The 21,264-nt window shown below is 60.4% G+C and carries 19 protein-coding genes; 16 read left to right on the forward strand and 3 right to left on the reverse strand.

Features of this window, described 5'->3' with window-relative positions; translation table 11 throughout:
• The 9 genes from U873_RS0112795 to U873_RS0112835 all read left to right on the forward strand — a co-directional run bounded on the left by U873_RS0112795 (position 1) and on the right by U873_RS0112835 (position 11,985).
• A complete protein-coding gene (locus U873_RS0112795) occupies positions 1-705 on the forward strand; it encodes a succinate dehydrogenase iron-sulfur subunit (RefSeq protein ID WP_025128634.1) in 705 nt (234 codons plus the stop codon).
• Positions 706-969: 264 nt separating this feature from the next.
• Complete coding sequence (locus tag U873_RS0112800; RefSeq protein ID WP_025128635.1) at positions 970-3,801, forward strand: 2-oxoglutarate dehydrogenase E1 component; 2,832 nt, start codon at positions 970-972, stop codon at positions 3,799-3,801.
• A 42-nt stretch (positions 3,802-3,843) separates the two neighbouring features.
• Positions 3,844-5,067: a 2-oxoglutarate dehydrogenase complex dihydrolipoyllysine-residue succinyltransferase gene (gene odhB / locus U873_RS0112805; protein ID WP_025128636.1), complete on the forward strand. Its 1,224-nt coding sequence runs from the start codon at positions 3,844-3,846 to the stop codon at positions 5,065-5,067.
• Positions 5,068-5,173: 106 nt separating this feature from the next.
• Positions 5,174-6,610: a dihydrolipoyl dehydrogenase gene (lpdA, locus tag U873_RS0112810; RefSeq protein WP_025128637.1), complete on the forward strand. Its 1,437-nt coding sequence runs from the start codon at positions 5,174-5,176 to the stop codon at positions 6,608-6,610.
• Between the two features lie 228 nt (positions 6,611-6,838).
• Positions 6,839-8,005, forward strand: a complete 1,167-nt coding sequence (gene sucC, locus U873_RS0112815) for an ADP-forming succinate--CoA ligase subunit beta (protein ID WP_025128638.1) — start codon at positions 6,839-6,841, stop codon at positions 8,003-8,005.
• Complete coding sequence (gene sucD, locus U873_RS0112820) at positions 8,005-8,886, forward strand: succinate--CoA ligase subunit alpha (protein WP_003223019.1); 882 nt, start codon at positions 8,005-8,007, stop codon at positions 8,884-8,886. The genes sucC and sucD overlap by 1 nt, the downstream gene beginning before the upstream one ends.
• A 351-nt stretch (positions 8,887-9,237) precedes the next feature.
• Positions 9,238-10,551: a branched-chain amino acid transport system II carrier protein gene (gene brnQ, locus U873_RS0112825; RefSeq protein WP_025128639.1), complete on the forward strand. Its 1,314-nt coding sequence runs from the start codon at positions 9,238-9,240 to the stop codon at positions 10,549-10,551.
• 176 nt (positions 10,552-10,727) lie between these two features.
• Positions 10,728-11,465: a DUF599 domain-containing protein gene (locus U873_RS0112830; RefSeq protein ID WP_025128640.1), complete on the forward strand. Its 738-nt coding sequence runs from the start codon at positions 10,728-10,730 to the stop codon at positions 11,463-11,465.
• Between the two features lie 43 nt (positions 11,466-11,508).
• Positions 11,509-11,985: a hypothetical protein gene (locus U873_RS0112835; RefSeq protein WP_025128641.1), complete on the forward strand. Its 477-nt coding sequence runs from the start codon at positions 11,509-11,511 to the stop codon at positions 11,983-11,985.
• 117 nt (positions 11,986-12,102) lie between these two features.
• Here the strand turns inward: U873_RS0112835 and U873_RS0112840 are convergent, their stop codons facing one another.
• Positions 12,103-12,354: a hypothetical protein gene (locus tag U873_RS0112840; protein ID WP_011060058.1), complete on the reverse strand. Its 252-nt coding sequence runs from the start codon at positions 12,352-12,354 to the stop codon at positions 12,103-12,105.
• A 158-nt stretch (positions 12,355-12,512) separates the two neighbouring features.
• On the opposite strand from U873_RS0112840, the gene U873_RS0112845 reads away from it, so the two are divergent.
• The 4 genes from U873_RS0112845 to U873_RS0112860 all read left to right on the forward strand — a co-directional run bounded on the left by U873_RS0112845 (position 12,513) and on the right by U873_RS0112860 (position 16,233).
• Complete coding sequence (locus U873_RS0112845) at positions 12,513-12,989, forward strand: PaaI family thioesterase (RefSeq protein WP_025128642.1); 477 nt, start codon at positions 12,513-12,515, stop codon at positions 12,987-12,989.
• A complete protein-coding gene (locus tag U873_RS0112850; protein ID WP_025128643.1) occupies positions 12,986-13,438 on the forward strand; it encodes a PaaI family thioesterase in 453 nt (150 codons plus the stop codon). Before U873_RS0112845 ends, U873_RS0112850 begins: the two co-directional genes overlap by 4 nt.
• Positions 13,439-13,528: 90 nt before the next feature.
• Positions 13,529-15,433: a molecular chaperone HtpG gene (htpG, locus tag U873_RS0112855; RefSeq protein WP_025128644.1), complete on the forward strand. Its 1,905-nt coding sequence runs from the start codon at positions 13,529-13,531 to the stop codon at positions 15,431-15,433.
• Between the two features lie 71 nt (positions 15,434-15,504).
• A complete protein-coding gene (locus U873_RS0112860; RefSeq protein ID WP_025128645.1) occupies positions 15,505-16,233 on the forward strand; it encodes a dienelactone hydrolase family protein in 729 nt (242 codons plus the stop codon).
• Positions 16,234-16,336: 103 nt separating this feature from the next.
• Here U873_RS0112860 and U873_RS0112865 read toward each other — a convergent pair whose 3' ends face one another.
• Together U873_RS0112865 and U873_RS0112870 are read right to left on the reverse strand one after the other, a co-directional pair.
• The gene (locus tag U873_RS0112865; protein ID WP_025128646.1) at positions 16,337-17,209 is read right to left on the reverse strand and encodes a pirin family protein; all 873 of its coding nucleotides are present in this window, start codon (positions 17,207-17,209) and stop codon (positions 16,337-16,339) included.
• 63 nt (positions 17,210-17,272) lie between these two features.
• Positions 17,273-17,689, reverse strand: coding sequence for an OsmC family protein (locus U873_RS0112870; protein ID WP_025128647.1), 417 nt, complete (start codon positions 17,687-17,689; stop codon positions 17,273-17,275).
• A gap of 191 nt (positions 17,690-17,880) precedes the next feature.
• Here U873_RS0112870 and U873_RS0112875 point away from each other — a divergent pair, with 191 nt between their 5' ends.
• The 3 genes from U873_RS0112875 to U873_RS0112885 all read left to right on the forward strand — a co-directional run bounded on the left by U873_RS0112875 (position 17,881) and on the right by U873_RS0112885 (position 21,185).
• The gene (locus tag U873_RS0112875; RefSeq protein ID WP_051586078.1) at positions 17,881-18,858 is read left to right on the forward strand and encodes an amidohydrolase family protein; all 978 of its coding nucleotides are present in this window, start codon (positions 17,881-17,883) and stop codon (positions 18,856-18,858) included.
• Positions 18,859-18,955: 97 nt separating this feature from the next.
• Positions 18,956-19,420: a DUF3859 domain-containing protein gene (locus tag U873_RS0112880; protein WP_025128649.1), complete on the forward strand. Its 465-nt coding sequence runs from the start codon at positions 18,956-18,958 to the stop codon at positions 19,418-19,420.
• Between the two features lie 139 nt (positions 19,421-19,559).
• Positions 19,560-21,185: a methyl-accepting chemotaxis protein gene (locus U873_RS0112885; protein ID WP_025128650.1), complete on the forward strand. Its 1,626-nt coding sequence runs from the start codon at positions 19,560-19,562 to the stop codon at positions 21,183-21,185.
• The last annotated feature ends 79 nt before the right edge of the window (positions 21,186-21,264 follow it).

Below are 21,264 nucleotides of genomic sequence, written 5' to 3' on the forward strand. Positions count from 1 at the left end.
ATGTTGCAAGTCAGTGTGTATCGCTACAACCCTGATCAGGACGCTGCGCCGTTCATGCAGGAATTCTCGGTCGACACCGGTGGCAAGGACCTGATGGTGCTGGACGTGCTGGCGCTGATCAAGGAACAGGACGAGGGTTTCTCCTATCGTCGTTCCTGCCGTGAAGGCGTCTGCGGCTCCGATGGCATGAACATCAACGGCAAGAACGGCCTGGCGTGCATCACGCCGCTGTCTGCCGTGGTCAAGAAGAACAAGCTGGTTATTCGTCCGCTGCCAGGTTTGCCGGTTATCCGTGACCTGGTCGTCGATATGAGCATCTTCTACAAGCAATACGAGAAGGTGAAGCCATTCCTGCAGAACGACACGCCGGCTCCGGCCATCGAGCGTCTGCAGACTCCGGAAGAGCGCGAGAAGCTCGATGGTCTGTACGAGTGCATCCTGTGCGCTTGCTGCTCGACCTCTTGCCCGTCCTTCTGGTGGAACCCGGACAAGTTCCTGGGTCCAGCTGCTCTGCTGCAAGCCTATCGCTTCCTGGCAGACAGCCGTGACACCAAGACCTCCGAGCGTCTGGCTTCCCTGGATGACCCGTTCAGCGTATTCCGCTGCCGGGGCATCATGAACTGCGTCAACGTTTGTCCGAAAGGCCTGAACCCGACTAAGGCCATCGGTCACATCCGTAACATGCTGCTGCAGAGTGGCGTGTGATTCAGCTGCTGTACCCGTAGGACCGCTGTACCCGTAAAAGCCAAGGCGCGGGCTTCAACCCGCGTCATGGCTCTAACCTGAGCAGCAGCTCACAAAGTGGCTGCTCTATATTTTTGAAGAAATGAGACAAGCAGGGGCATCCGGGCTGGTACCCGGACTATCAGCGTGATCCTAAGTGGCTTGTTTTGGTCGCTGCATTCGGACTTCTGCAAGCTTGCTCGGTGTCGTCGCCGGTGGTGTTCCCCTAACCGAGGGTGACCAAGCATGCAAGAAAGCGTGATGCAGCGCATGTGGAACAGCGCCTACCTATCCGGTAGTAACGCTGCCTATGTGGAAGAGCTCTACGAGCTCTACCTGCACGACCCTAACGCTGTGCCAGAAGAGTGGCGCACTTACTTTCAGAAGTTGCCTACCGACGGCAGCACTGCCATCGATGTTTCGCACTCGACAATCCGCGATCATTTCGTCTTGCTGGCAAAGAACCAGCGCCGCGCCCAACCGGTATCTGCCGGCAGCGTGAGCAGTGAGCACGAGAAGAAGCAAGTTGAAGTGCTGCGATTGATCCAGGCCTATCGGATGCGTGGCCACCAGGCAGCCCAGCTGGACCCGCTGGGGCTGTGGCAGCGTCCTGCACCTGCAGACCTGTCGATCAATCATTACGGCTTGACCAATGCCGATCTTGATACGACCTTCCGTGCCGGCGACCTGTTCATCGGCAAAGAGGAAGCGAGCCTACGCGAAATTCACGAAGCGTTGCAGCAGACATATTGCCGCACCATCGGCGCTGAATTTACGCATATCACCGATTCCGAGCAGCGCCAGTGGTTCCAGCAGCGTCTGGAAAGCGTGCGTGGTCGTCCGACCTACTCCGCCGATATCAAGAGCCACCTGCTTGAGCGTGTGACGGCCGGCGAAGGCCTGGAAAAATACCTGGGCACCAAATACCCGGGCACTAAGCGTTTCGGCCTGGAAGGCGGCGAAAGCCTGATCCCGATGCTCGATGAGCTGATCCAGCGTTCCGGTTCCTACGGCACCAAGGAAGTCGTGATCGGCATGGCCCACCGTGGCCGTCTCAACGTGCTGGTCAACACCTTCGGCAAGAACCCGCGCGAGCTGTTCGACGAGTTCGAAGGCAAGAAGAAGGTCGAGCTGGGTTCCGGTGACGTTAAATACCACCAGGGCTTCTCGTCCAACGTAATGACCGCCGGCGGTGAAGTTCACCTGGCCATGGCGTTCAACCCGTCCCACCTGGAAATCGTTTCCCCGGTGGTCGAAGGTTCGGTTCGTGCCCGTCAGGATCGTCGCAACGATCCTACCGGCGAGAAGGTGCTGCCGATCTCCATCCACGGTGACGCGGCATTCGCCGGTCAAGGCGTGGTCATGGAAACCTTCCAGATGTCCCAGACCCGCGGTTTCAAGACCGGCGGCACTGTGCACATCGTGATCAACAACCAGGTTGGCTTCACCATCAGCAACCCGCTGGACTCGCGTTCCACCGAGTACGCCACCGACGTCGCGAAGATGATCCAGGCGCCGATCCTCCATGTGAATGGTGATGATCCGGAAGCCGTGCTGTTCGTGACCCAGCTGGCCATCGATTACCGCATGCAGTACAAGCGCGACGTGGTGATCGACCTGGTCTGCTACCGTCGTCGCGGCCACAACGAGGCCGACGAGCCAAGCGGCACCCAGCCACTGATGTATCAACAGATCACCAAGCAGCGCACCACCCGTGAGCTGTATGCCGATCGTCTGATCCAGGGCAGTGTGCTGGACGAGGCGCGTGTTCAGGCGAAAGTCGATGAATACCGCAACGCCCTGGACAACGGCCTGCACGTGGTGAAGAGCCTGGTCAAGGAACCGAACAAAGAGCTGTTCGTGGACTGGCGTCCGTACCTGGGTCACACCTGGACCGCGCGTCACGACACCACCTTCGATCTGAAGACCCTTCAGGAGCTGTCCGCCAAGTTGCTGGAACTGCCGGAAGGTTTCGTGGTTCAGCGCCAGGTGGCGAAGATCTACGAAGACCGCCAGAAGATGCAAGCCGGCGGCCTGCCGATCAACTGGGGTTACGCTGAAACCATGGCGTACGCGACCCTGGCGTTCGAAGGTCACCCGATCCGCATGACCGGCCAGGACATCGGCCGCGGTACCTTCTCGCACCGTCACGCGGTTCTGCACAACCAGAAGGACGCGGGTACCTACATCCCGCTGCAACACCTGTACGAAGGCCAGCCGCGCTTCGACCTGTACGACTCGTTCCTGTCGGAAGAGGCCGTGCTGGCGTTCGAATACGGCTACTCGACCACCACGCCGAATGCGCTGGTGATCTGGGAAGCCCAGTTCGGCGACTTCGCCAACGGTGCTCAGGTAGTGATCGACCAGTTCATCACCAGTGGCGAGCACAAGTGGGGCCGTCTCTGCGGTCTGACCATGCTGCTGCCACACGGTTATGAAGGTCAGGGTCCGGAGCACTCCTCGGCCCGTCTGGAGCGTTACCTGCAGCTGTGCGCCGAGCACAACATCCAGGTGTGCGTACCGACCACGCCGGCGCAGATCTACCACTTGCTGCGTCGTCAGGTGATTCGCCCGCTGCGCAAGCCGTTGGTCGTGCTGACACCGAAGTCGCTGCTGCGTCATAAACTGGCCATCTCGACCCTGGAAGATCTGGCGGAAGGTTCGTTCCAGACCGTTATCCCGGAAATCGATGCCCAGGATCCAAAAGACGTGGGTCGCATCATTCTGTGCAGCGGCAAGGTCTACTACGACCTGTTGGAAAAACGCCGTGCCGAAGGTCGTGACGACATCGCCATCGTGCGTATCGAGCAGCTGTACCCATTCCCTGAGGACGACCTGATCGAAGTCCTGGCTCCGTACAAAAACGTCAAACACATCGTTTGGTGTCAGGAAGAGCCGATGAACCAGGGTGCCTGGTACTGCAGCCAGCATCACATGCGTCGCATCATCAGCGGTCACAACAAGTCGCTCGTACTCGAGTACGCGGGCCGTGACGCTTCTGCTGCCCCAGCTTGTGGTTACGCATCGATGCACGCTGAGCAGCAGGAAAAACTGCTGCAAGATGCCTTTACTGTTTAACGCCTTCGCGCACCTGAAACCGAATTTAAGGAACCACAGATAATGGCTATCGAGATCAAAGCCCCCACTTTCCCGGAATCGGTTGCCGATGGCACCGTTGCCACCTGGCACAAACAACCGGGCGACGCCGTCAAGCGTGACGAACTGATCGTCGACATCGAGACCGACAAGGTCGTGCTGGAAGTTCTGGCCACCGCTGACGGCGTGCTGGGCGCCATCGTCAAGAACGAAGGCGACACCGTTCTGTCCGACGAAGTCCTGGGCTCCATCGTTGAAGGCGGCGCTGCTGCCGCTGCTCCTGCTGCCGCCGCCGCTCCGGCCGCTGCCGCTGCTGCCCCGGCTGCTGCCGATGGCGAAGACGATCCAATCGCTGCTCCTGCCGCGCGCAAGCTGGCTGAAGAGAACGGCATCAACATCGCTTCCGTTGCCGGCACCGGCAAAGGCGGTCGTGTGACCAAGGAAGACGTAGTGGCTGCCGTTGCCGCGAAGAAAGCCGCTCCGGCTGCCGCGCCTGCCAAGGCTCCGGCGCCTGCCGCTGCTGCTCCGGTCTTCGCTGCTGGCGATCGCGTCGAGAAGCGCGTGCCGATGACCCGTCTGCGTGCCAAGGTTGCCGAGCGTCTGGTTGAAGCCCAGTCGAACATGGCGATGCTGACCACCTTCAACGAAGTCGACATGACTGAAGTCATGGCCCTGCGTTCGAAGTACAAGGATCTGTTCGAGAAGTCCCACAACGGCGTACGCCTGGGCTTCATGTCGTTCTTCGTCAAGGCCGCTACCGAGGCCCTGAAGCGCTTCCCTGCGGTCAACGCCTCGATCGACGGTTCCGACATCGTCTACCACGGCTACGCCGACATCGGTGTTGCCGTGTCCAGCGACCGTGGTCTGGTGGTTCCGGTTCTGCGTAACGCCGAACTGATGAGCCTGGCTGAAATCGAGGGCGGCATCGCCACCTTCGGCAAGAAGGCCCGTGACGGCAAACTGTCGATGGAAGAGATGACCGGCGGTACTTTCACCATCACCAACGGTGGTACCTTCGGTTCGATGATGTCGACCCCGATCGTCAACCCGCCGCAAGCGGCAATCCTGGGCATGCACAACATTCTGCAGCGTCCTATGGCGATCAACGGTCAAGTGGTTATCCGCCCGATGATGTACCTGGCACTGTCCTACGATCACCGTCTGATCGACGGTAAAGAGGCCGTGACTTTCCTGGTAACTATCAAGAACCTGCTGGAAGACCCGGCGCGTCTGCTCCTGGACATCTAAAAAGCAGCTGCAAGTTGCAAGCGACAAGCTCCAGGCCTGTAGTGGGCGAGGTAGGCTTGAAGCGTGTGGCTTGCAGCTTCTAGCTTGCCGCTAAAAGGAACCTTTTATGACTCAGAAATTCGACGTGGTAGTGATTGGTGCGGGCCCAGGCGGCTACGTAGCTGCAATCAAGGCCGCACAGCTTGGTTTCACCACTGCTTGTATCGAGAAGTACACCGACAAAGAGGGCAAGCTGGCCCTTGGCGGTACTTGCCTGAACGTCGGTTGCATTCCTTCCAAGGCATTGCTGGACAGCTCGTGGAAGTTCCATGAAGCCCAGGACGGTTTTGCCATTCACGGCATCAACCACGCTGGCGTGACCATGGACGTACCGGCCATGGTCGGTCGCAAGGCCAACATCGTCAAAGGCCTGACCAGCGGTGTTGCCACCCTGTTCAAAGCCAACGGCGTGACCTCGATCCAGGGCCACGGCAAACTGCTGGCCGGCAAGAAAGTCGAAGTCACCAAGCCTGACGGTTCGGTTGAAGTGATCGAGGCCGAGAACGTGATCCTGGCTCCAGGTTCGCGTCCGATCGACATTCCACCGGCTCCGGTTGACCAGAATGTGATCGTCGATTCCACCGGCGCGCTGGAATTCCAATCCGTACCAAAACGTCTGGGCGTGATCGGCGCTGGCGTCATCGGCCTGGAACTGGGTTCGGTATGGTCGCGCCTGGGCGCAGAAGTGACTGTCCTGGAAGCCCTGGACACTTTCCTGATGGCAGCGGACACCGCCGTTTCCAAGGAAGCGCTGAAAACCCTGACCAAGCAAGGCCTGGACATCAAGCTGGGCGCTCGCGTGACCGGCTCCAAGGTCAACGGCGAAGAAGTCGTGGTTACCTACACCGACGCCAAGGGCGAGCAGACCATCACGTTCGACAAGCTGATCGTAGCCGTTGGTCGCCGTCCGGTGACCACCGATCTGCTGGCTGCCGATTGCGGCGTGACCCTCGACGAGCGCGGTTTCGTGCACGTTGACGATCACTGCGCCACCACCGTACCGGGTGTCTACGCCATCGGTGACGTGGTGCGCGGCATGATGCTGGCGCACAAGGCCTCGGAAGAGGGCATCATGGTCGCCGAGCGCATCAAGGGCCACAAAGCCCAGATGAACTATGACCTGATCCCTTCGGTTATCTATACTCACCCGGAAATTGCATGGGTCGGTAAAACCGAGCAGGCCTTGAAAGCTGAAGGCGTTGAAGTTAACGTCGGCACCTTCCCGTTTGCCGCCAGCGGCCGTGCCATGGCAGCCAACGACACCGGTGGTTTCGTCAAAGTCATCGCCGATGCCAAGACAGACCGCGTATTGGGCGTCCACGTGATTGGCCCAAGCGCTGCGGAACTGGTTCAGCAAGGCGCGATCGGCATGGAATTCGGCACCAGTGCCGAAGACCTGGGCATGATGGTCTTCTCCCATCCGACCCTGTCCGAAGCCCTGCACGAAGCAGCCCTGGCTGTGAATGGCACTGCCATCCACATTGCCAACCGCAAGAAACGCTAAGCAATAATAAGAAACCACGGCGGTTGGCCCGTCGTGAGCCTTGTGCGCAAGACTCACCGCGGAATATCCGCTGGACTCGACCTCTCAGGGTAACGCCGCACACTGGATCGCCGCTCAGGCTGGTGGTTCAGGGTGCGGCGCTGGTTTGAGAGTAGCGGTCACAGGTGGTGCGGCACTCACATGAGCGCAGCGCCGAATGCGCAGTACCTAACGAAGACGGTAAAAAGCATGAATCTTCACGAGTATCAGGGTAAGCAGCTGTTCGCTGAGTACGGCCTGCCAGTATCCAAAGGCTACGCGGTAGACACCCCGGAAGAAGCAGCAGAAGCTTGCGACAAAATCGGCGGCTCGGAATGGGTTGTCAAAGCCCAGGTTCACGCCGGTGGTCGCGGTAAAGCGGGCGGCGTTAAGCTGGTTCGCAGCAAAGAAGACGCTAAGGCATTCGCTCAGCAGTGGTTGGGCAAGCGTCTGGTGACCTATCAGACTGATGCCAATGGCCAGCCTGTCACCAAGATCCTGGTTGAATCGTGCACTGATATCGCTAAAGAGCTGTACCTGGGCGCTGTCGTTGACCGTTCGAGCCGTCGCATCGTGTTCATGGCTTCCACCGAAGGTGGCGTGGACATCGAGAAAATCGCTCACGACACTCCAGAGAAAATTCTCAAGGCCACTATCGATCCACTGGTTGGCGCTCAGCCATTCCAAGGTCGCGAGCTGGCTTTCCAACTGGGTCTGGAAGGCAAGCAAGTTGCCCAGTTCGCCAAGATCTTCGTAGGTCTGGCCAAACTGTTCCAGGATCACGATCTGGCTCTGCTGGAAGTGAACCCGCTGGTGATCAAGGCCGACGGCGATCTGCACTGCCTGGACGCGAAGATCAACATCGACGCCAACGCCATGTACCGTCAGCCTAAGCTGAAGACCTTCCACGATCCGTCGCAAGACGATCCGCGTGAAGCCCACGCTGCCAAGTTCGAACTGAACTACGTAGCCCTGGAAGGCAACATTGGCTGCATGGTCAACGGTGCCGGCCTGGCCATGGGTACCATGGACATCGTCAACCTGCACGGCGGCAAGCCAGCCAACTTCCTCGACGTAGGTGGTGGCGCTACCAAAGAGCGCGTGACCGAAGCCTTCAAGATCATCCTGTCCGACGCCAACGTTGCTGCAGTACTGGTCAACATCTTCGGCGGCATCGTTCGCTGCGACATGATTGCCGAAGGCATCATCGGCGCTGTGAAAGAAGTCGGCGTGAAAATCCCGGTTGTTGTTCGCCTTGAAGGCAACAACGCTGAACTGGGCGCTAAAGTACTGGCAGAAAGCGGCTTGAACATCATCGCTGCTACCAGCCTGACCGACGCTGCTCAACAAGTTGTCAAAGCTGCGGAGGGCAAATAATGAGCGTCCTGATCAATAAAGACACCAAAGTTATCTGCCAGGGCATTACCGGTTCGCAAGGTAGTTTCCACACCCAGCAAGCCATCGAATACGGCACCAAGATGGTTGGCGGCGTAACTCCGGGCAAAGGCGGCACCGAGCACCTGGGCCTGCCAGTGTTCAACACCGTGAAAGACGCAGTAGCTGCCACTGGCGCCACCGCCAGCGTGATCTACGTTCCTGCTCCTTTCTGCAAGGACTCGATCCTGGAAGCGGCTTTCGGCGGCATCAAGCTGATCGTCTGCATCACCGAAGGCATTCCTACCCTGGACATGCTGGACGCCAAAGTTAAGTGCGACGAGCTGGGTGTTACCCTGATCGGCCCTAACTGCCCAGGCGTGATCACCCCAGGCGAATGCAAGATCGGCATCATGCCAGGTCACATTCACTTGCCAGGCAAGGTCGGTATCGTTTCCCGTTCCGGCACCCTGACCTACGAAGCTGTGAAGCAGACCACTGACGCCGGTTTCGGTCAGTCCACCTGCGTCGGCATCGGCGGTGACCCGATCCCGGGTTCGAACTTCATCGACATCCTGAAGCTGTTCCAGGAAGACCCGAAGACCGAAGCGATCGTGATGATCGGCGAGATCGGCGGTTCGGCTGAAGAAGAAGCGGCTGCCTACATCAAGGCTCACGTGACCAAGCCGGTTGTTTCCTACATCGCTGGTGTGACTGCTCCTCCGGGCAAGCGCATGGGCCATGCTGGCGCAATCATCTCTGGCGGCAAAGGCACTGCAGACGAGAAATTCGCTGCGCTGCAAGACGCAGGCGTAAAAACCGTGCGTTCGCTGGCAGACATCGGCAAGGCCCTGGCCGAGCTGACCGGTTGGGCTGTCAAGTAAGCCTCGCGCTTAGCTTGCAGTTCTGCTGACAAAGGCCACCTTCGGGTGGCCTTTGTGCGTTTGGGGCCGCCAAAAGTGGCAGGCAACCTGCCTCAAGGGAGGCGCTACTTGCAGCTTGTGGTTATTCTTCTTTCAAAAATGCGACATCACGACGTCGCATATCGGATAGTTCGCCCTCGAACGGTGCGCTCGTCTTACAGTTTCTGTACTCTAGCCGCCTCTTTATGCGTCTGCTGCCCACAAGGTTGCTGCGCGCTAAACGGGTCAGTCTTATACGGACTGACAGCATTTCCCTCACCCATAAGGGAAATCCCTCTCTAAATTCCGATTCAGTAGTGTGGTATTTCCTTAATGAAAGTGTTGAAAGGCCAGGACATCCTGGCACTCGGCTTTATGACTTTTGCCCTGTTCGTCGGGGCCGGCAACATCATCTTCCCGCCTATCGTCGGCTTGCAGTCCGGACCTCATGTCTGGATGGCGGCGCTGGGCTTTTTGATCACCGCCGTCGGTCTGCCGGTGATCACCGTGGTTGCCCTGGCCAAGGTCGGTGGCGCCATGGATGCCCTGAGCACCCCTATCGGCAAGATCGCCGGGGGCTTGCTGGCTGCAGTGTGCTACCTGGCGGTCGGTCCGTTGTTCGCGACCCCGCGTACGGCCACTGTGTCTTTTGAAGTGGGCCTGGCGCCGCTGACCGGCGAAAGCCCGCTGGCGCTGTTCCTCTACAGCTCGGTGTACTTCCTGCTGGTGTTCTTCATCTCCCTGTACCCGGGGCGTCTGCTGGATACCGTCGGCCGCTTCCTGGCTCCGCTGAAAATCATCGCCCTGGCGGTGCTGGGCATTGCCGCCTTCGCCTTGCCGGCAGGGGATATCGGCGTCGCTACTCCCGAGTATGTGGCCGCGCCGTTTTCCCAGGGCTTCATCAATGGCTACCTGACCATGGATACCCTCGGCGCCCTGGTGTTCGGCATTGTCATCGTCAACGCCATTCGTTCCCGCGGGGTCGAGTCGCCACGTTTGATCACCCGTTACGCGGTGATCGCCGGCCTGATTGCCGGGGTCGGCCTGGCGCTGGTCTACGTCAGCCTGTTTCGCCTCGGTTCGGGCAGCCATGAAGTGGCCGCCGGTGTCACCAACGGCGCAGCCGTGTTGCACGCCTATGTACAGCACACCTTCGGCTCCCTGGGCAGCGGCTTCCTTGCGGTGCTGATTTCCCTGGCCTGCCTGGTCACCGCCGTGGGCCTGACCTGTGCCTGTGCCGAATACTTCAGCCGGGTGTTGCCGTTGTCCTACAAGACCCTGGTGGTGATCCTCGCGGCGTTCTCGCTGCTGGTGTCGAACCTGGGCCTGACCAAGCTGATCGCCTTTTCGATTCCGGTGCTGACCGCCATCTACCCGCCGTGCATCGTCCTGGTGGCGTTGAGCTTCTGCAAGGATTTCTGGCAGGAGCAGCGTCGCATCGTCGGTCCAGTGATGCTGGTGTCTTTCCTGTTCGGCCTGATCGATGCGCTCAAGGGCGCAGGTCTGATCGACGGCTTGCCAGGCCCGCTGTCCCACCTGCCATTGAGCGAGCAGGGCCTGGCGTGGCTGGTGCCTTCGGTGATCGTCCTGGCGGTCGCAGTGGTCTTCGACCGGGTGCTGGGCAAGCGTAGCGAAGCCCTGGCCTGATCGTTCGCTGATCGTGCGGGGGCCATCATCAGTGGCCCCGAGCATCAGGAAAAATGCCCCGTATCCATCGATACGGGGCATTTTTTATGGGCGGCGGCCGGTGTCTTTTTCCTCGACCAAGCGTCGAAGCAGTGTCCCTTGCCATTGCCCTCTGCCAACGCCCTACAGGAATTTGCATGTCGTTCGTCCAAGCCAACCTGATCCACCTACTGGCCGCCTTGTGGTTCGTCGTCTGCTGGGGTGGCTATACCCGCTACGCCAGTTGGAAGGGAAGGGACACCGCGTGCCTGGCCAGTGTCCTGCACCTGTATCGCGAGGACTGGATGCGCCGCATGCTGCTGCGCGACAACCGCATCGCCGATGCCAGCGTGATCGGCAACCTGGAGCGCAATGCCTCGTTCTTCGCCTCCAGTACCCTGATCATCCTGGCGGGCATCCTCACCGTGCTGGGCGCCTCGGAGCGTGCAGTGTCGCTATTGGCGGACATTCCCATGGTCCAGCAGGCGTCCCAGGGCATGTCGGAAATCAAGCTGCTGTGCCTGGCGCTGGTGTTCGTCTATGCCTTCTTTACCTTCAGCTGGTGCATGCGCCAGTACAACTTCGCTGCAGTGCTGGTGGGGTCGGCACCGATGATCGGTGAGCGTCATGTTTCCGAGCAGGAGCGCAAGGCTTTTGCATCGCGAGCAGCTCGGGTAATTTCCATGGCGGCCAACCAGTTCAACTTCGGATTGCGTTCCTATTACTTCGGCATGACCATGCTGGCCTGGTTCGTCAGCCCCTGGCTATTCATGCTGATGAGTGCAGGTGTGGTGTTTGTCCTGTATCGACGGGAGTTCCACTCCGATGTACTTGAGGTCATGGTCTATACACCGACGGAGCAACCTCTGGTCGATAGCCCCAAGGATGCAGCCTGAGCGCTGATGGCTGATCGATTGAACGGTTAAAAGGAGTTGGCCAATGAGCAGCAGTTCGCGTGCCTTGAAGTACTTGTGCCTGGGGTTCTTTCTGTTGTCGGGCTGCAGGGTGCAAACCCTGTATCTGAATGGCGAAGCCCGGGGCAGGGTGGTCGATGCATTGAGCGGCATGCCGATCGCCGGGGCCAAGGGTGCGGTGTGTGGCGCACAGTTCCTGACGGCTGATGACGGCAGCTTCAAGGTCGCAGCGGCAACTGACTGGGAATGGGTAATGCCGCTGGCCGGGCGTTCGCCCCGGGACATCCCGCACCCTTGTTTCATGAGGATCGCGGCAGCGGATTACCAGACCCGCCAATGGCTGGCGCCTTTTACCGCCCACTATGACTTTCCCATCAGGCTGCTGCCCGTTTCCAGCCCCTTGCACTATGCACTGGAGTCCCCAGGCAATGAGTCGGTGCCAAGGCAGCCGTTGCAGACAGCGCCCCGCCAGGACGAATGGTTTCTGGGGGCAGGCGGCTGATCTTCAACGCTTAGTTGCTTGTCCGGCAACTAAGCACTGCTGTATTGAGCGACTGTTTTACGCGCAAGAAAAAGCCCGCACTTGGCGGGCTTTGTTCTTTGTTGCACTAAAACCGACTTAGTTGGTTTTAGGAGCTGCTTCCTTGGCGCTTTCTTCAGCAGCAGCCTTGTTGGATTCAGCCTGATCTTTGGCGGCTTCGGCGTTTTCTTTTGCCGCGTCGTTCACTTTATCCTGAGCTTCGTTCATTTTCTGTTGGGCTTGCTCAGCATGTTGATTTGCATCTTGAGCTTTGTCCTCGGATTTTTTGTCGCAGGCAGCCAGACCGAGGGAAGCGGTCAGCATCAGGGCAATAGCTAAAGTCTTACGCATGGGGTGTTTCTCCTGAGTGAAGATATCTACTGGCCTTTCGATCATGGCCTTGTGATTTAAGTTCCTTGAGGCTCACAGATATATTAAGTAGTCATTTCATGGAACTTTTACCTGCTTCATTCAACGCACATTCCAGACAATAAAAAGAGATAAGTCTCATGGCGCAAAACCCTATTTCTGAGCGTGCGGCGCGCTTTCTTTCCGCCTTGCGCCACTGCCAGGTGCTGGGCATCCGGGTACATAGCGCCTCTGAAGAGGGCCTGACCCTGACCTTGCCCTACAGTCCGCAGATTGTCGGTGACCCGCAAACCGGGATCATCCATGGCGGTGCCCTGACCACGCTGATGGACAGTGCCTGTGGCATGGCCACGCTTTGCGTACTGCCGGAGTTCGAGGTGTGTCCGACCCTGGACCTGCGCATAGACTATATGCATCCGGCGGTCCCTCATCATGATGTGCACGGCTTTGCCCAGTGTTACCGGGTCACCACCGATGTGATCTTTACCCGCGGCTTTGCCTATCAGGAGGATCCCGAGCGTCCCGTGGCTCATGTGGTCGGCACTTTCATGCGCATGGGCAAGGGGCTCAAGGGCAGCCGTGGGCTCGCCAGCTCGATCAAGGGGGAGCGGGCATGAGCGCGGACCTTCGAGCACTTCTGGAGCAGGCTCGCCAGCAGGGCGATTACACCGCGTTGCTGGCGCAGATTCCCTACGCGAAGCTGATCGGCATCGAGTGCACGCCACTGGGAGATGAGTTGCTGTTTCGCCTGCCAGCCAACAAGGGCAACATTGGCAATCCGTTGCTGCCGGCCCTGCACGGCGGAGTGATCGCCGGCTTCATGGAGCTGGCGGCGGCTTTGCATCTGCTGATCTTCACCGGTTCGCCCGGGGTCCCGAAGATCATCGACTTTTCCCTCGACTACCTGCGTGCCGGACAGTTTCGCGATACCTTCGCCCGCTGCCAGGTGTGCCGCCAGGGGCGGCGGGTAGCCAACGTCGCGATCACCGCCTGGCAGAGCACCGCCGATGAGCCGATTGCCACTGCTCGCGCACATTTCAAGATTGAAGAGAGCAGCGCCCCTTGAAATCCTGCCAGCGACCCCCACTTTCATGTCATCCCGCCGCCCTCCGCTCCCGGAACGCGGCCAATGCCATCTGATTGGAGTTTGATGACCATGAGTGTGGAAACTCAAAAAGAAACCCTGGGCTTCCAGACCGAGGTGAAGCAGCTGTTGCACCTCATGATCCATTCGCTGTATTCCAACAAGGAAATCTTCCTTCGCGAATTGATCTCGAACGCCTCTGACGCCGTCGACAAATTGCGCTTCGAAGCCCTGTCCAAGCCCGAGTTGCTGGAAGGTGGCGGCGAACTGAAAATCCGTGTCAGCTTCGACAAGGACGCGAAAACCGTCACCCTCGAAGACAACGGCATCGGCATGAGCCGTGAAGATGTGATCACCCACCTGGGGACCATCGCCAAGTCCGGCACCGCCGACTTCATGAAAAACCTGTCGGGCGACCAGAAAAAGGATTCGCACCTGATCGGCCAGTTCGGCGTGGGCTTCTATTCCGCATTCATCGTCGCCGACCAGGTTGAAGTGTTCAGCCGTCGTGCCGGCCAGCCCGCCAGCGAAGGCGTGCACTGGTCGTCCAAGGGCGAAGGCGAGTTCGAAGTCGCGACCATCGACAAGGCCGAGCGCGGTACCCGCATCGTGCTGCACCTGAAGTCCGGCGAAGAAGAGTTCGCCGATGGCTGGCGCCTGCGCAACATCATCAAGAAGTATTCCGACCATATCGCCCTGCCGATCGAGCTGCCGAAAGAGGCCGCTGCCGCCGAAGGCAGCGATGCGCCTGCACTGGAATGGGAAACCGTCAACCGCGCCAGCGCGCTGTGGACCCGTCCGCGTACCGAGATCAAGGACGAGGAATACCAGGAGTTCTACAAGCACATCGCCCACGATTTCGAGAACCCGCTGAGCTGGAGCCACAACAAGGTCGAAGGCAAGCTGGAATACAGCTCGCTGCTCTACGTGCCGGCCCGTGCGCCGTTCGACCTGTACCAGCGTGAAGCGCCCAAGGGCCTGAAGCTGTATGTGCAGCGTGTATTCGTCATGGATCAGGCCGAGTCCTTCCTGCCGCTGTACCTGCGCTTCATCAAGGGCGTGGTGGACTCCAACGACCTGTCGCTGAACGTGTCGCGGGAAATCCTGCAGAAAGACCCGATCATCGACTCGATGAAGTCGGCGCTGACCAAGCGCGTCCTCGACATGCTGGAAAAACTGGCGAAGAACGAGCCTGAGCAATACAAGGGCTTCTGGAAGAACTTCGGCCAGGTGATGAAGGAAGGCCCGGCCGAGGACTTCGCCAACAAGGAGAAGATCGCCGGCCTGTTGCGCTTCGCGTCCACCCTGGGTGATGACGGCGAGCAGAGCGTTTCCCTGGCCGACTACCTGGCCCGGGCCAAGGAAGGTCAGGACAAGATCTACTTCCTCACCGGCGAATCCTACGCCCAGGTGAAGAACAGCCCGCACCTGGAAGTCTTCCGCAAGAAAGGCATCGAAGTGCTGCTGCTCACCGACCGTATCGACGAGTGGCTGATGAGCTACCTCAACGAATTCGACGGCAAGAGCTTTGTCGACGTGGCGCGTGGCGACCTGGACCTGGGCAACCTGGACTCGGAAGAGGACAAGAAGGCTGCCGAGGAAGTTGCCAAGACCAAGGAAGGCCTGGTGGAGCGGATCAAGTCCGCCCTGGGCGAAAGTGTCAGCGAAGTGCGGGTTTCCCACCGCCTGACCGACTCGCCAGCGATCCTGGCCATCGGCGAGCAGGACCTGGGGCTGCAAATGCGCCAGATCCTCGAAGCCAGCGGGCAGAAGGTGCCGGACTCCAAGCCGATCTTCGAATTCAACCCGACTCACCCGCTGATCGAGAAACTCGACGGCGAGCAGAGCGAAGAGCGTTTTGGCGACCTGTCGCACATCCTCTTCGATCAGGCGGCCCTGGCCGCCGGCGACAGCTTGAAGGACCCGGCGGCTTATGTACGCCGGCTGAACAAGCTGCTGGTGGAGCTGTCGGTTTAATCATGTAGCAAGAAAAACCCGCTTCGGCGGGTTTTTTCATTCTGGTGTCCCCCTACTGGAGAAGATGAGTCATGAGTCAAATCACAGTGCGTTCCGTGGTCTATCAGATCGATGGCCAGCCCTATGAAGGGCGCCTGGCCTTCGATGCCGCCCATAAAGCTGCGCGCCCGGGGTTGCTGATGGCGCCGAACTGGATGGGTGTCAGCGCCGGAGCGGAGAAGATCGCCGAGGCGGTGGCGGCCAAGGGTTATGTGGTGCTGATCGCCGATCTGTATGGCCAGTCGCTGCGCCCCAGCGATGCGAGCCAGGCCGGCGCCGCGATGATGCCGCTCAAGGATGACCGGGCGCTGTTGCGCAAGCGCATGCAGGCAGCCTTTGCGGCCTTGCAGAGCCAGGGCGAAGCCGCGGTGGATAGCTCCAGGCTGGCCACCTTCGGCTTCTGCTTTGGCGGCTGCTGCGCACTGGAGCTGGCTCGCAGTGGCGCACCGGTGAAGGCGGCAGTATCGTTCCACGGCACCCTGGACACCCCCAACCCTGCCGATGCCAACAACATCAAGGGGTCGGTGCTGGTGCTGCACGGTGCGGCGGACCCGTTCGTGGCCAAGGAGCAACTGCCGGCCTTCGAAGCGGAAATGGACGCGGCGGGGGTGGACTGGCAACTGGTCAGCTACGGCGGTGCGGTGCATTCCTTCACCGATACCCACGCCAATATCCCGGGCAAGATGATGTACGACGCCAAGACCTCGGCCCGCGCCTTCGCCACCATGCACTACCTGCTGGACGAAGTGTTCCAGGGCTGATCCGTTGGCCCTGATCCCGTAGGAGCTGGCTTGCCAGCGAAGGCATCAGCGAGAGCAACGCCAGGCTCACGGGCCTGTTCGCTGGCAAGCCGGCCCCTACCGATCAGTGGCGGGAGAGGGGCAATTCGATGCGCTCGCTTTCTCCCGGCACCTGCGGCCAGTCTCCGGCCGCCCAGCGTTGTCGAGCCTGGTCGATCAGCGCCGGATCGCTGGCGACGAAGTTCCAGTTGATCCGCCGTGGCCCGTCCAGGGGCGCACCGCCGATCAGCACCGCGTGGCAGTCGCTCTCGGCGAACAGCGTGGCGTTTTCCCCCTCCGGCAATACCACCAGCGAGTGCGCGGGCAATGGCTCGCCGTCCAGTTGTGCCTCGCCGTCCAATACATACAGCGCACGCTGTTGATGCTCGGTGGGAATCAGCAGGCTGGTGGCGGTCTGCAGCCGCAGCTCGGCATAAAGGGTAGGGGAGAGCACCGGCACTGGCGACTCGAGGCAAAAGCCGCTGCCGGCGATCATGCGGATGCTCACCCCCAGGTTGTCGCTCACCGGCAGGCAGCTGGCCGGATGATGGCTGTAATGCCCCGGGCCTTGCTCCTGCTCTTTGGGCGAGGCCAGCCAGACCTGCAGGCCGTGCATGGCAAACCCCTGGGCCAGCAAGGGCGCTGGCGTGCGCTCGACGTGGGCGATGGCGCTGCCGGCGGTCATCCAGCTGACATCCCCGGCTTGCACGATCTGGTCCGATCCCAGGCTGTCCTTGTGCTGGATCTGCCCTTCGAACAGGTAGGTGAGGGTGGACAGGCCGATATGCGGATGCTGGCGGATATTCATGCCTTTGCCGGCCGGGTAGGCGGTTGCCAGCATATGGTCGAAGAATACGAAGGGGCCGACACTGCGGCACTGTGCCGAAGGCAATGGGCGGAGGATGGGCTGGCCTTCGACGTCCTCGGGGCGGGGACGGATCACGAGGGGTGAGTGCATGGCGGACTCCAGGCTGATCGAGTTATGCCCTGGAGCATAACCCGATCCGCCCGGCCCTTGCCGCTATTGGCTGAAGGCGCCTTCGGAGAGGTGGGTCTCGATGCTGACTTCGCTGGTGGTCATCAGTTTGTGGATCGGGCAGCGGTCGGCCACACGGTGCAGTTCATCGCGCTGGGCATCGGTGAGCACCCCCTTGAGGGTCAGCTTGACGTGCAGGGCGTACTTGCCTTTCTGCTCCTCGCTGTTGTCGTGCTTGAGCTCCACCGTGACCCCAGTGAGGGGGATGTTCTTCTTCTGCGCATACAGCTTCAGGGTCAGGGCCTTGCAGGCGCCCAGGGCGGCGTCGAAGTAGTCGTGAGGTTCGGGCGCGGTGCCTTCGCCGCCGGCGGACTTGGGCAGGTCGGTGAACAACTGATGGTCATCGACCTGGATGCTGTGGCGGAAACCTTCGCTGGATTCGGTGTTGACGGTAATGGTCATGGCAAACCTCGGGCAGTGATGAGAAACGGATCAGGCTGTAAAGGTGCTGAAGTTATAGAGCATCCTGGGGCGCCGGCGTTCCCCTTTTTCTGAACCTGCGACTCGGCGCCGCGGTCTATCGAGCTTCGATCCCTGGAGGCGAGCCAGTGCACTGGAGTCATTTATACGGGGCGTCTGCATGGGCGTTGCTGATGCTGTTGCCGGTCGCTGCGGCCCAGGCACGGGACTACCTGTACAGCGATGCGCACCTGCATTACGTGGATTTCTTCCAGGAAACCGCAGGCATGCAGGCCTTGCTCAAGGCGATGGCCGACAACCGCATTGAACGGGTGATGATCTCGGGCATTCCGGTGGCCAAGAAATGGCATGAGGACGAACCCAAGCGCCCACGGTATTACGCCGGTGATGATGCGCGGGCCTATTGGTACAGCGCCACCGACGTGCTGGTGGCTGCCGCGGTGAAGGCCTTGCCCGCCGAGCAGCGTCGGCGCTTCCATCCCTTTCTCAGTGGCTTCAATCCCAATGACAAGAACTCCGACGCGCATATCCAGCGCATGCTCGACCTCGACCCGGGGCTGTGGCAGGGCATCGGCGAGGTGTTCACCCGCCATGACGACCTCACCGCGCTGACCGCCGGGGATACGCCCCGGGCCAACAACGAGGCCATGACCAGGGTCTATCACCTGGCGGCGGAAAATGACCTGCCGGTGTTGCTGCATTCCAACATCACCTCCAAGCGTGAACCCAATCCGCTGTACCTGGCGGAAATCGAGGAGCCGCTGCGTAACCATCCCCACACGCGCTTCATCTGGGCCCATGCCGGTACCAGTGCCGAGATCCATCGTCACCAGGCGCATCTGGAGTTTCTCCTGCCGACCCTGACTCGCTTGCTGGAGAGCTATCCCAATCTGTCCATCGACCTGTCCTGGAGCCTGCTCACGCCTTATTTGCTGGATGATCAGGGCCAACCACGCCAAGCGTGGCTGAAGCTGGTGGAGCGCTTCCCTGAGCGTTTCATGCTGGGTTCGGATGTGGTCGGTCGTTTCGACAAGCTGGGGGAGGAGTTACACAGCTTTGACGTCTTCCTCGACGCCTTGCCCGAGGACGTGGCGCGCAAGGTGGCCCACGACAACTTTCTCGCCATCCTCCCCGCCCGCGTGCGCCGCTAGGTCCAGGCGCACGTCCAGGGCTTTCGCGGCTCCAGACTGTCATCAGCCTGTCACGCCTGCTTCATAAGCTCGCGCCATCTCAATCAAGGAGCGCGATATGCACCTCACTCGTTTAGGCGCGCTGGCGGCGCTGATGATCTTCAGTGGCCTGGCCAGTGCCGAAGTCCGTGTTGAAGGCCCTGTTGAATATGGCGTGTTCGAAGGGCCCAAGGCCGAGTTGCAATCGGGGGAGCGGGTGTTGCGGCGCAGCAACGAGACGATCCAGAAAACTGCCGTGGTTCCGGCCCGGCTCGGCACCAAGTTCGGCATGCGCTACCAGTTGCTGGGCAAGGTCGCCGAGGACCAGCCGCTGACCCTGCTTTACCTGACCCCGGGCATCCGTACCCCGGACGGGGTGCGTCATGACAAGTTCGAAGTCACCCAGAAGCTGGTGCCCAATGCGCCCCAGGATGTGATGGCTTACGAGTTCACCGAAAGCCATGAAGTGGTGCCTGGCGAATGGCACTTCATGGTCTTCCAGGGTGACCGTTTGTTGGTAGAACAGCGATTTTCTGTGCGCTGAATCGTTTTATGCCCTGGTATCGGAGTGCTAGGGCGTTTTGATATCACGTTTTTGTCTTACGCAATTTCCCGCTGGCCCGATACCGTCTAAGAGCACCTTGCTGCAAGGTCTTGCAGCGCTCTAGGAAGGAGCCAGAGGAATGAGTCTTAGAAGTCTTAATATTGCGCCTCGTGCGAGCCTGGGTTTTGGCTTGCTGGCGCTGATGGTCTTTGCCCTCGGGGCATTCGCGCTGGTGCAGATGGGCAACATGCGCCAGCAATCCGACGAGGTTGAAAGCAATTGGCTGCCCAGCGTCATGTCCGTCGGTGACATGAGCCAGGACCTGCTGCGCATTCGCGCCTTGACCTTGCGCCTGCTGATCAACCGCGATCCACAGGCGATCGCCCAGAACGAAAAAAAGATCAATGACATCAAGAGTGGCCTGGGCGTTGCCCAGGGGCGCTATGAGTCGCTGATCGTGCTGCCTCAGGAACGGGTCCTGTTCGATCGATTCAAGAGCCTTGAAAAACAGTACCTGGAGCGTCAGGCCCAGGTGATGGTGTTCTCCGCGCAGAATCAGCTGGAGGAGGCGGTCAAGGTGGTCAATGGCGAGATGAACCAGTTGGCCGATGAAATGGCCACGACCCTGCATGAGCTGATCGAGTTGAACAAGCAAAGTGCGACCCAGGCTACCGATCTGGCTCAGGCGGTGTTCAGCAAGTCGCGGGTGTGGGTGCTGGGGATGATCGCGGTGGCGGCGCTGGTGACCATTGGCCTGGCGCTGCTGTTGACCCGCAGTATCGTCCTGCCGCTGGCGCAGTCGCTGAGTGTGGCTGAGGTGGTGGCTGGCGGCGACCTGACCGGCACCATCACGGTGAGTGGCAAGGACGAGCCGGCGCGCCTGCTGCAGGCGCTCAAGGCCATGCAGCACAACCTGCGGGAAACCATACGGCGCATCTCCGACTCTTCCAGCCAGCTGGCATCGGCTTCCGAAGAACTCAGTTGCGTCACCGAGGATGCAACCCGAGGCCTGCACCAGCAGAGCCTGGAGATCGAGCAGGCGGCCACGGCAGTCAACCAGATGACGGCGGCAGTGGAGGAGGTGGCAAGCAATGCGGTGGCCACCTCCGAGGCGTCCCGGGAGTCCGACCGCATTGCCCAGCACGGGCGCGAGCAGGTGCACCAGACGGTGCTGTCCATCGAGTCGCTGGCGCAGGACGTGACGACCAATGCCAGCCAGGTGGAGGACCTGGCGCAGAAGGTCTACGGCATCAGCAAGGTGCTGGACGTGATTCGCGCCATTGCCGAGCAGACCAACCTGCTGGCGTTGAACGCCGCCATCGAGGCTGCGCGAGCCGGGGATGCCGGGCGCGGGTTTGCCGTGGTGGCGGATGAAGTGCGGGCCCTGGCTCATCGAACCCAGCAGTCGACCCAGGAAATCGAGCAGATGATCGGCGGAATCCAGCAGGGGACCGATCAGGCGGTCAGTTCCATGCAGCAGAGCAACAGCCGGGCCCACTCGACGCTGGAGGTGGCCAAGGCTGCCGGGCAGGCGTTGGAGGAGATCGCCACGGCCTTCACCCTGATCAACGAGCGCAACATCGTGATTGCCAGTGCCTCGGAGCAGCAGGCGGCGGTGGCCCGGGAGGTCGATCGCAACCTGATGAACATCCGCGACCTGGCCCTGCAGACCTCGGCGGGAGCCAACCAGACCAGCGCCGCCAGTCAGGAGCTGTCACGGCTGGCGGTGGATTTGAACACCATGGTGGCGCGCTTCTCGGTCTGAGCCCTGCCGGTTCCAGCGGGATACACGCGGTGCGCAGGAACCGTTCAGGTGGCGAACGGCAGGCAAAGAAAAGCCCCGA

Source organism: Pseudomonas sp. PH1b, assembly GCF_000633395.1.
Taxonomy (GTDB): Bacteria; Pseudomonadota; Gammaproteobacteria; order Pseudomonadales; family Pseudomonadaceae; genus Aquipseudomonas.

What these genes read in the sequence shown, in the direction of transcription:
- U873_RS0112795 (WP_025128634.1), top strand. Translation starts at nt 1, where the DNA reads ATGTTGCAAGTCAGTGTGTATCGCTACAACCCTGATCAGGACGCTGCG.
- U873_RS0112800 (WP_025128635.1), top strand. Translation starts at nt 970, where the DNA reads ATGCAAGAAAGCGTGATGCAGCGCATGTGGAACAGCGCCTACCTATCC.
- odhB (WP_025128636.1), top strand. Translation starts at nt 3,844, where the DNA reads ATGGCTATCGAGATCAAAGCCCCCACTTTCCCGGAATCGGTTGCCGAT.
- lpdA (WP_025128637.1), top strand. Translation starts at nt 5,174, where the DNA reads ATGACTCAGAAATTCGACGTGGTAGTGATTGGTGCGGGCCCAGGCGGC.
- sucC (WP_025128638.1), top strand. Translation starts at nt 6,839, where the DNA reads ATGAATCTTCACGAGTATCAGGGTAAGCAGCTGTTCGCTGAGTACGGC.
- sucD (WP_003223019.1), top strand. Translation starts at nt 8,005, where the DNA reads ATGAGCGTCCTGATCAATAAAGACACCAAAGTTATCTGCCAGGGCATT.
- brnQ (WP_025128639.1), top strand. Translation starts at nt 9,238, where the DNA reads ATGAAAGTGTTGAAAGGCCAGGACATCCTGGCACTCGGCTTTATGACT.
- U873_RS0112830 (WP_025128640.1), top strand. Translation starts at nt 10,728, where the DNA reads ATGTCGTTCGTCCAAGCCAACCTGATCCACCTACTGGCCGCCTTGTGG.
- U873_RS0112835 (WP_025128641.1), top strand. Translation starts at nt 11,509, where the DNA reads ATGAGCAGCAGTTCGCGTGCCTTGAAGTACTTGTGCCTGGGGTTCTTT.
- U873_RS0112840 (WP_011060058.1), bottom strand. Translation starts at nt 12,354, where the DNA reads ATGCGTAAGACTTTAGCTATTGCCCTGATGCTGACCGCTTCCCTCGGT.
- U873_RS0112845 (WP_025128642.1), top strand. Translation starts at nt 12,513, where the DNA reads ATGGCGCAAAACCCTATTTCTGAGCGTGCGGCGCGCTTTCTTTCCGCC.
- U873_RS0112850 (WP_025128643.1), top strand. Translation starts at nt 12,986, where the DNA reads ATGAGCGCGGACCTTCGAGCACTTCTGGAGCAGGCTCGCCAGCAGGGC.
- htpG (WP_025128644.1), top strand. Translation starts at nt 13,529, where the DNA reads ATGAGTGTGGAAACTCAAAAAGAAACCCTGGGCTTCCAGACCGAGGTG.
- U873_RS0112860 (WP_025128645.1), top strand. Translation starts at nt 15,505, where the DNA reads ATGAGTCAAATCACAGTGCGTTCCGTGGTCTATCAGATCGATGGCCAG.
- U873_RS0112865 (WP_025128646.1), bottom strand. Translation starts at nt 17,209, where the DNA reads ATGCACTCACCCCTCGTGATCCGTCCCCGCCCCGAGGACGTCGAAGGC.
- U873_RS0112870 (WP_025128647.1), bottom strand. Translation starts at nt 17,689, where the DNA reads ATGACCATTACCGTCAACACCGAATCCAGCGAAGGTTTCCGCCACAGC.
- U873_RS0112875 (WP_051586078.1), top strand. Translation starts at nt 17,881, where the DNA reads ATGCTGTTGCCGGTCGCTGCGGCCCAGGCACGGGACTACCTGTACAGC.
- U873_RS0112880 (WP_025128649.1), top strand. Translation starts at nt 18,956, where the DNA reads ATGCACCTCACTCGTTTAGGCGCGCTGGCGGCGCTGATGATCTTCAGT.
- U873_RS0112885 (WP_025128650.1), top strand. Translation starts at nt 19,560, where the DNA reads ATGAGTCTTAGAAGTCTTAATATTGCGCCTCGTGCGAGCCTGGGTTTT.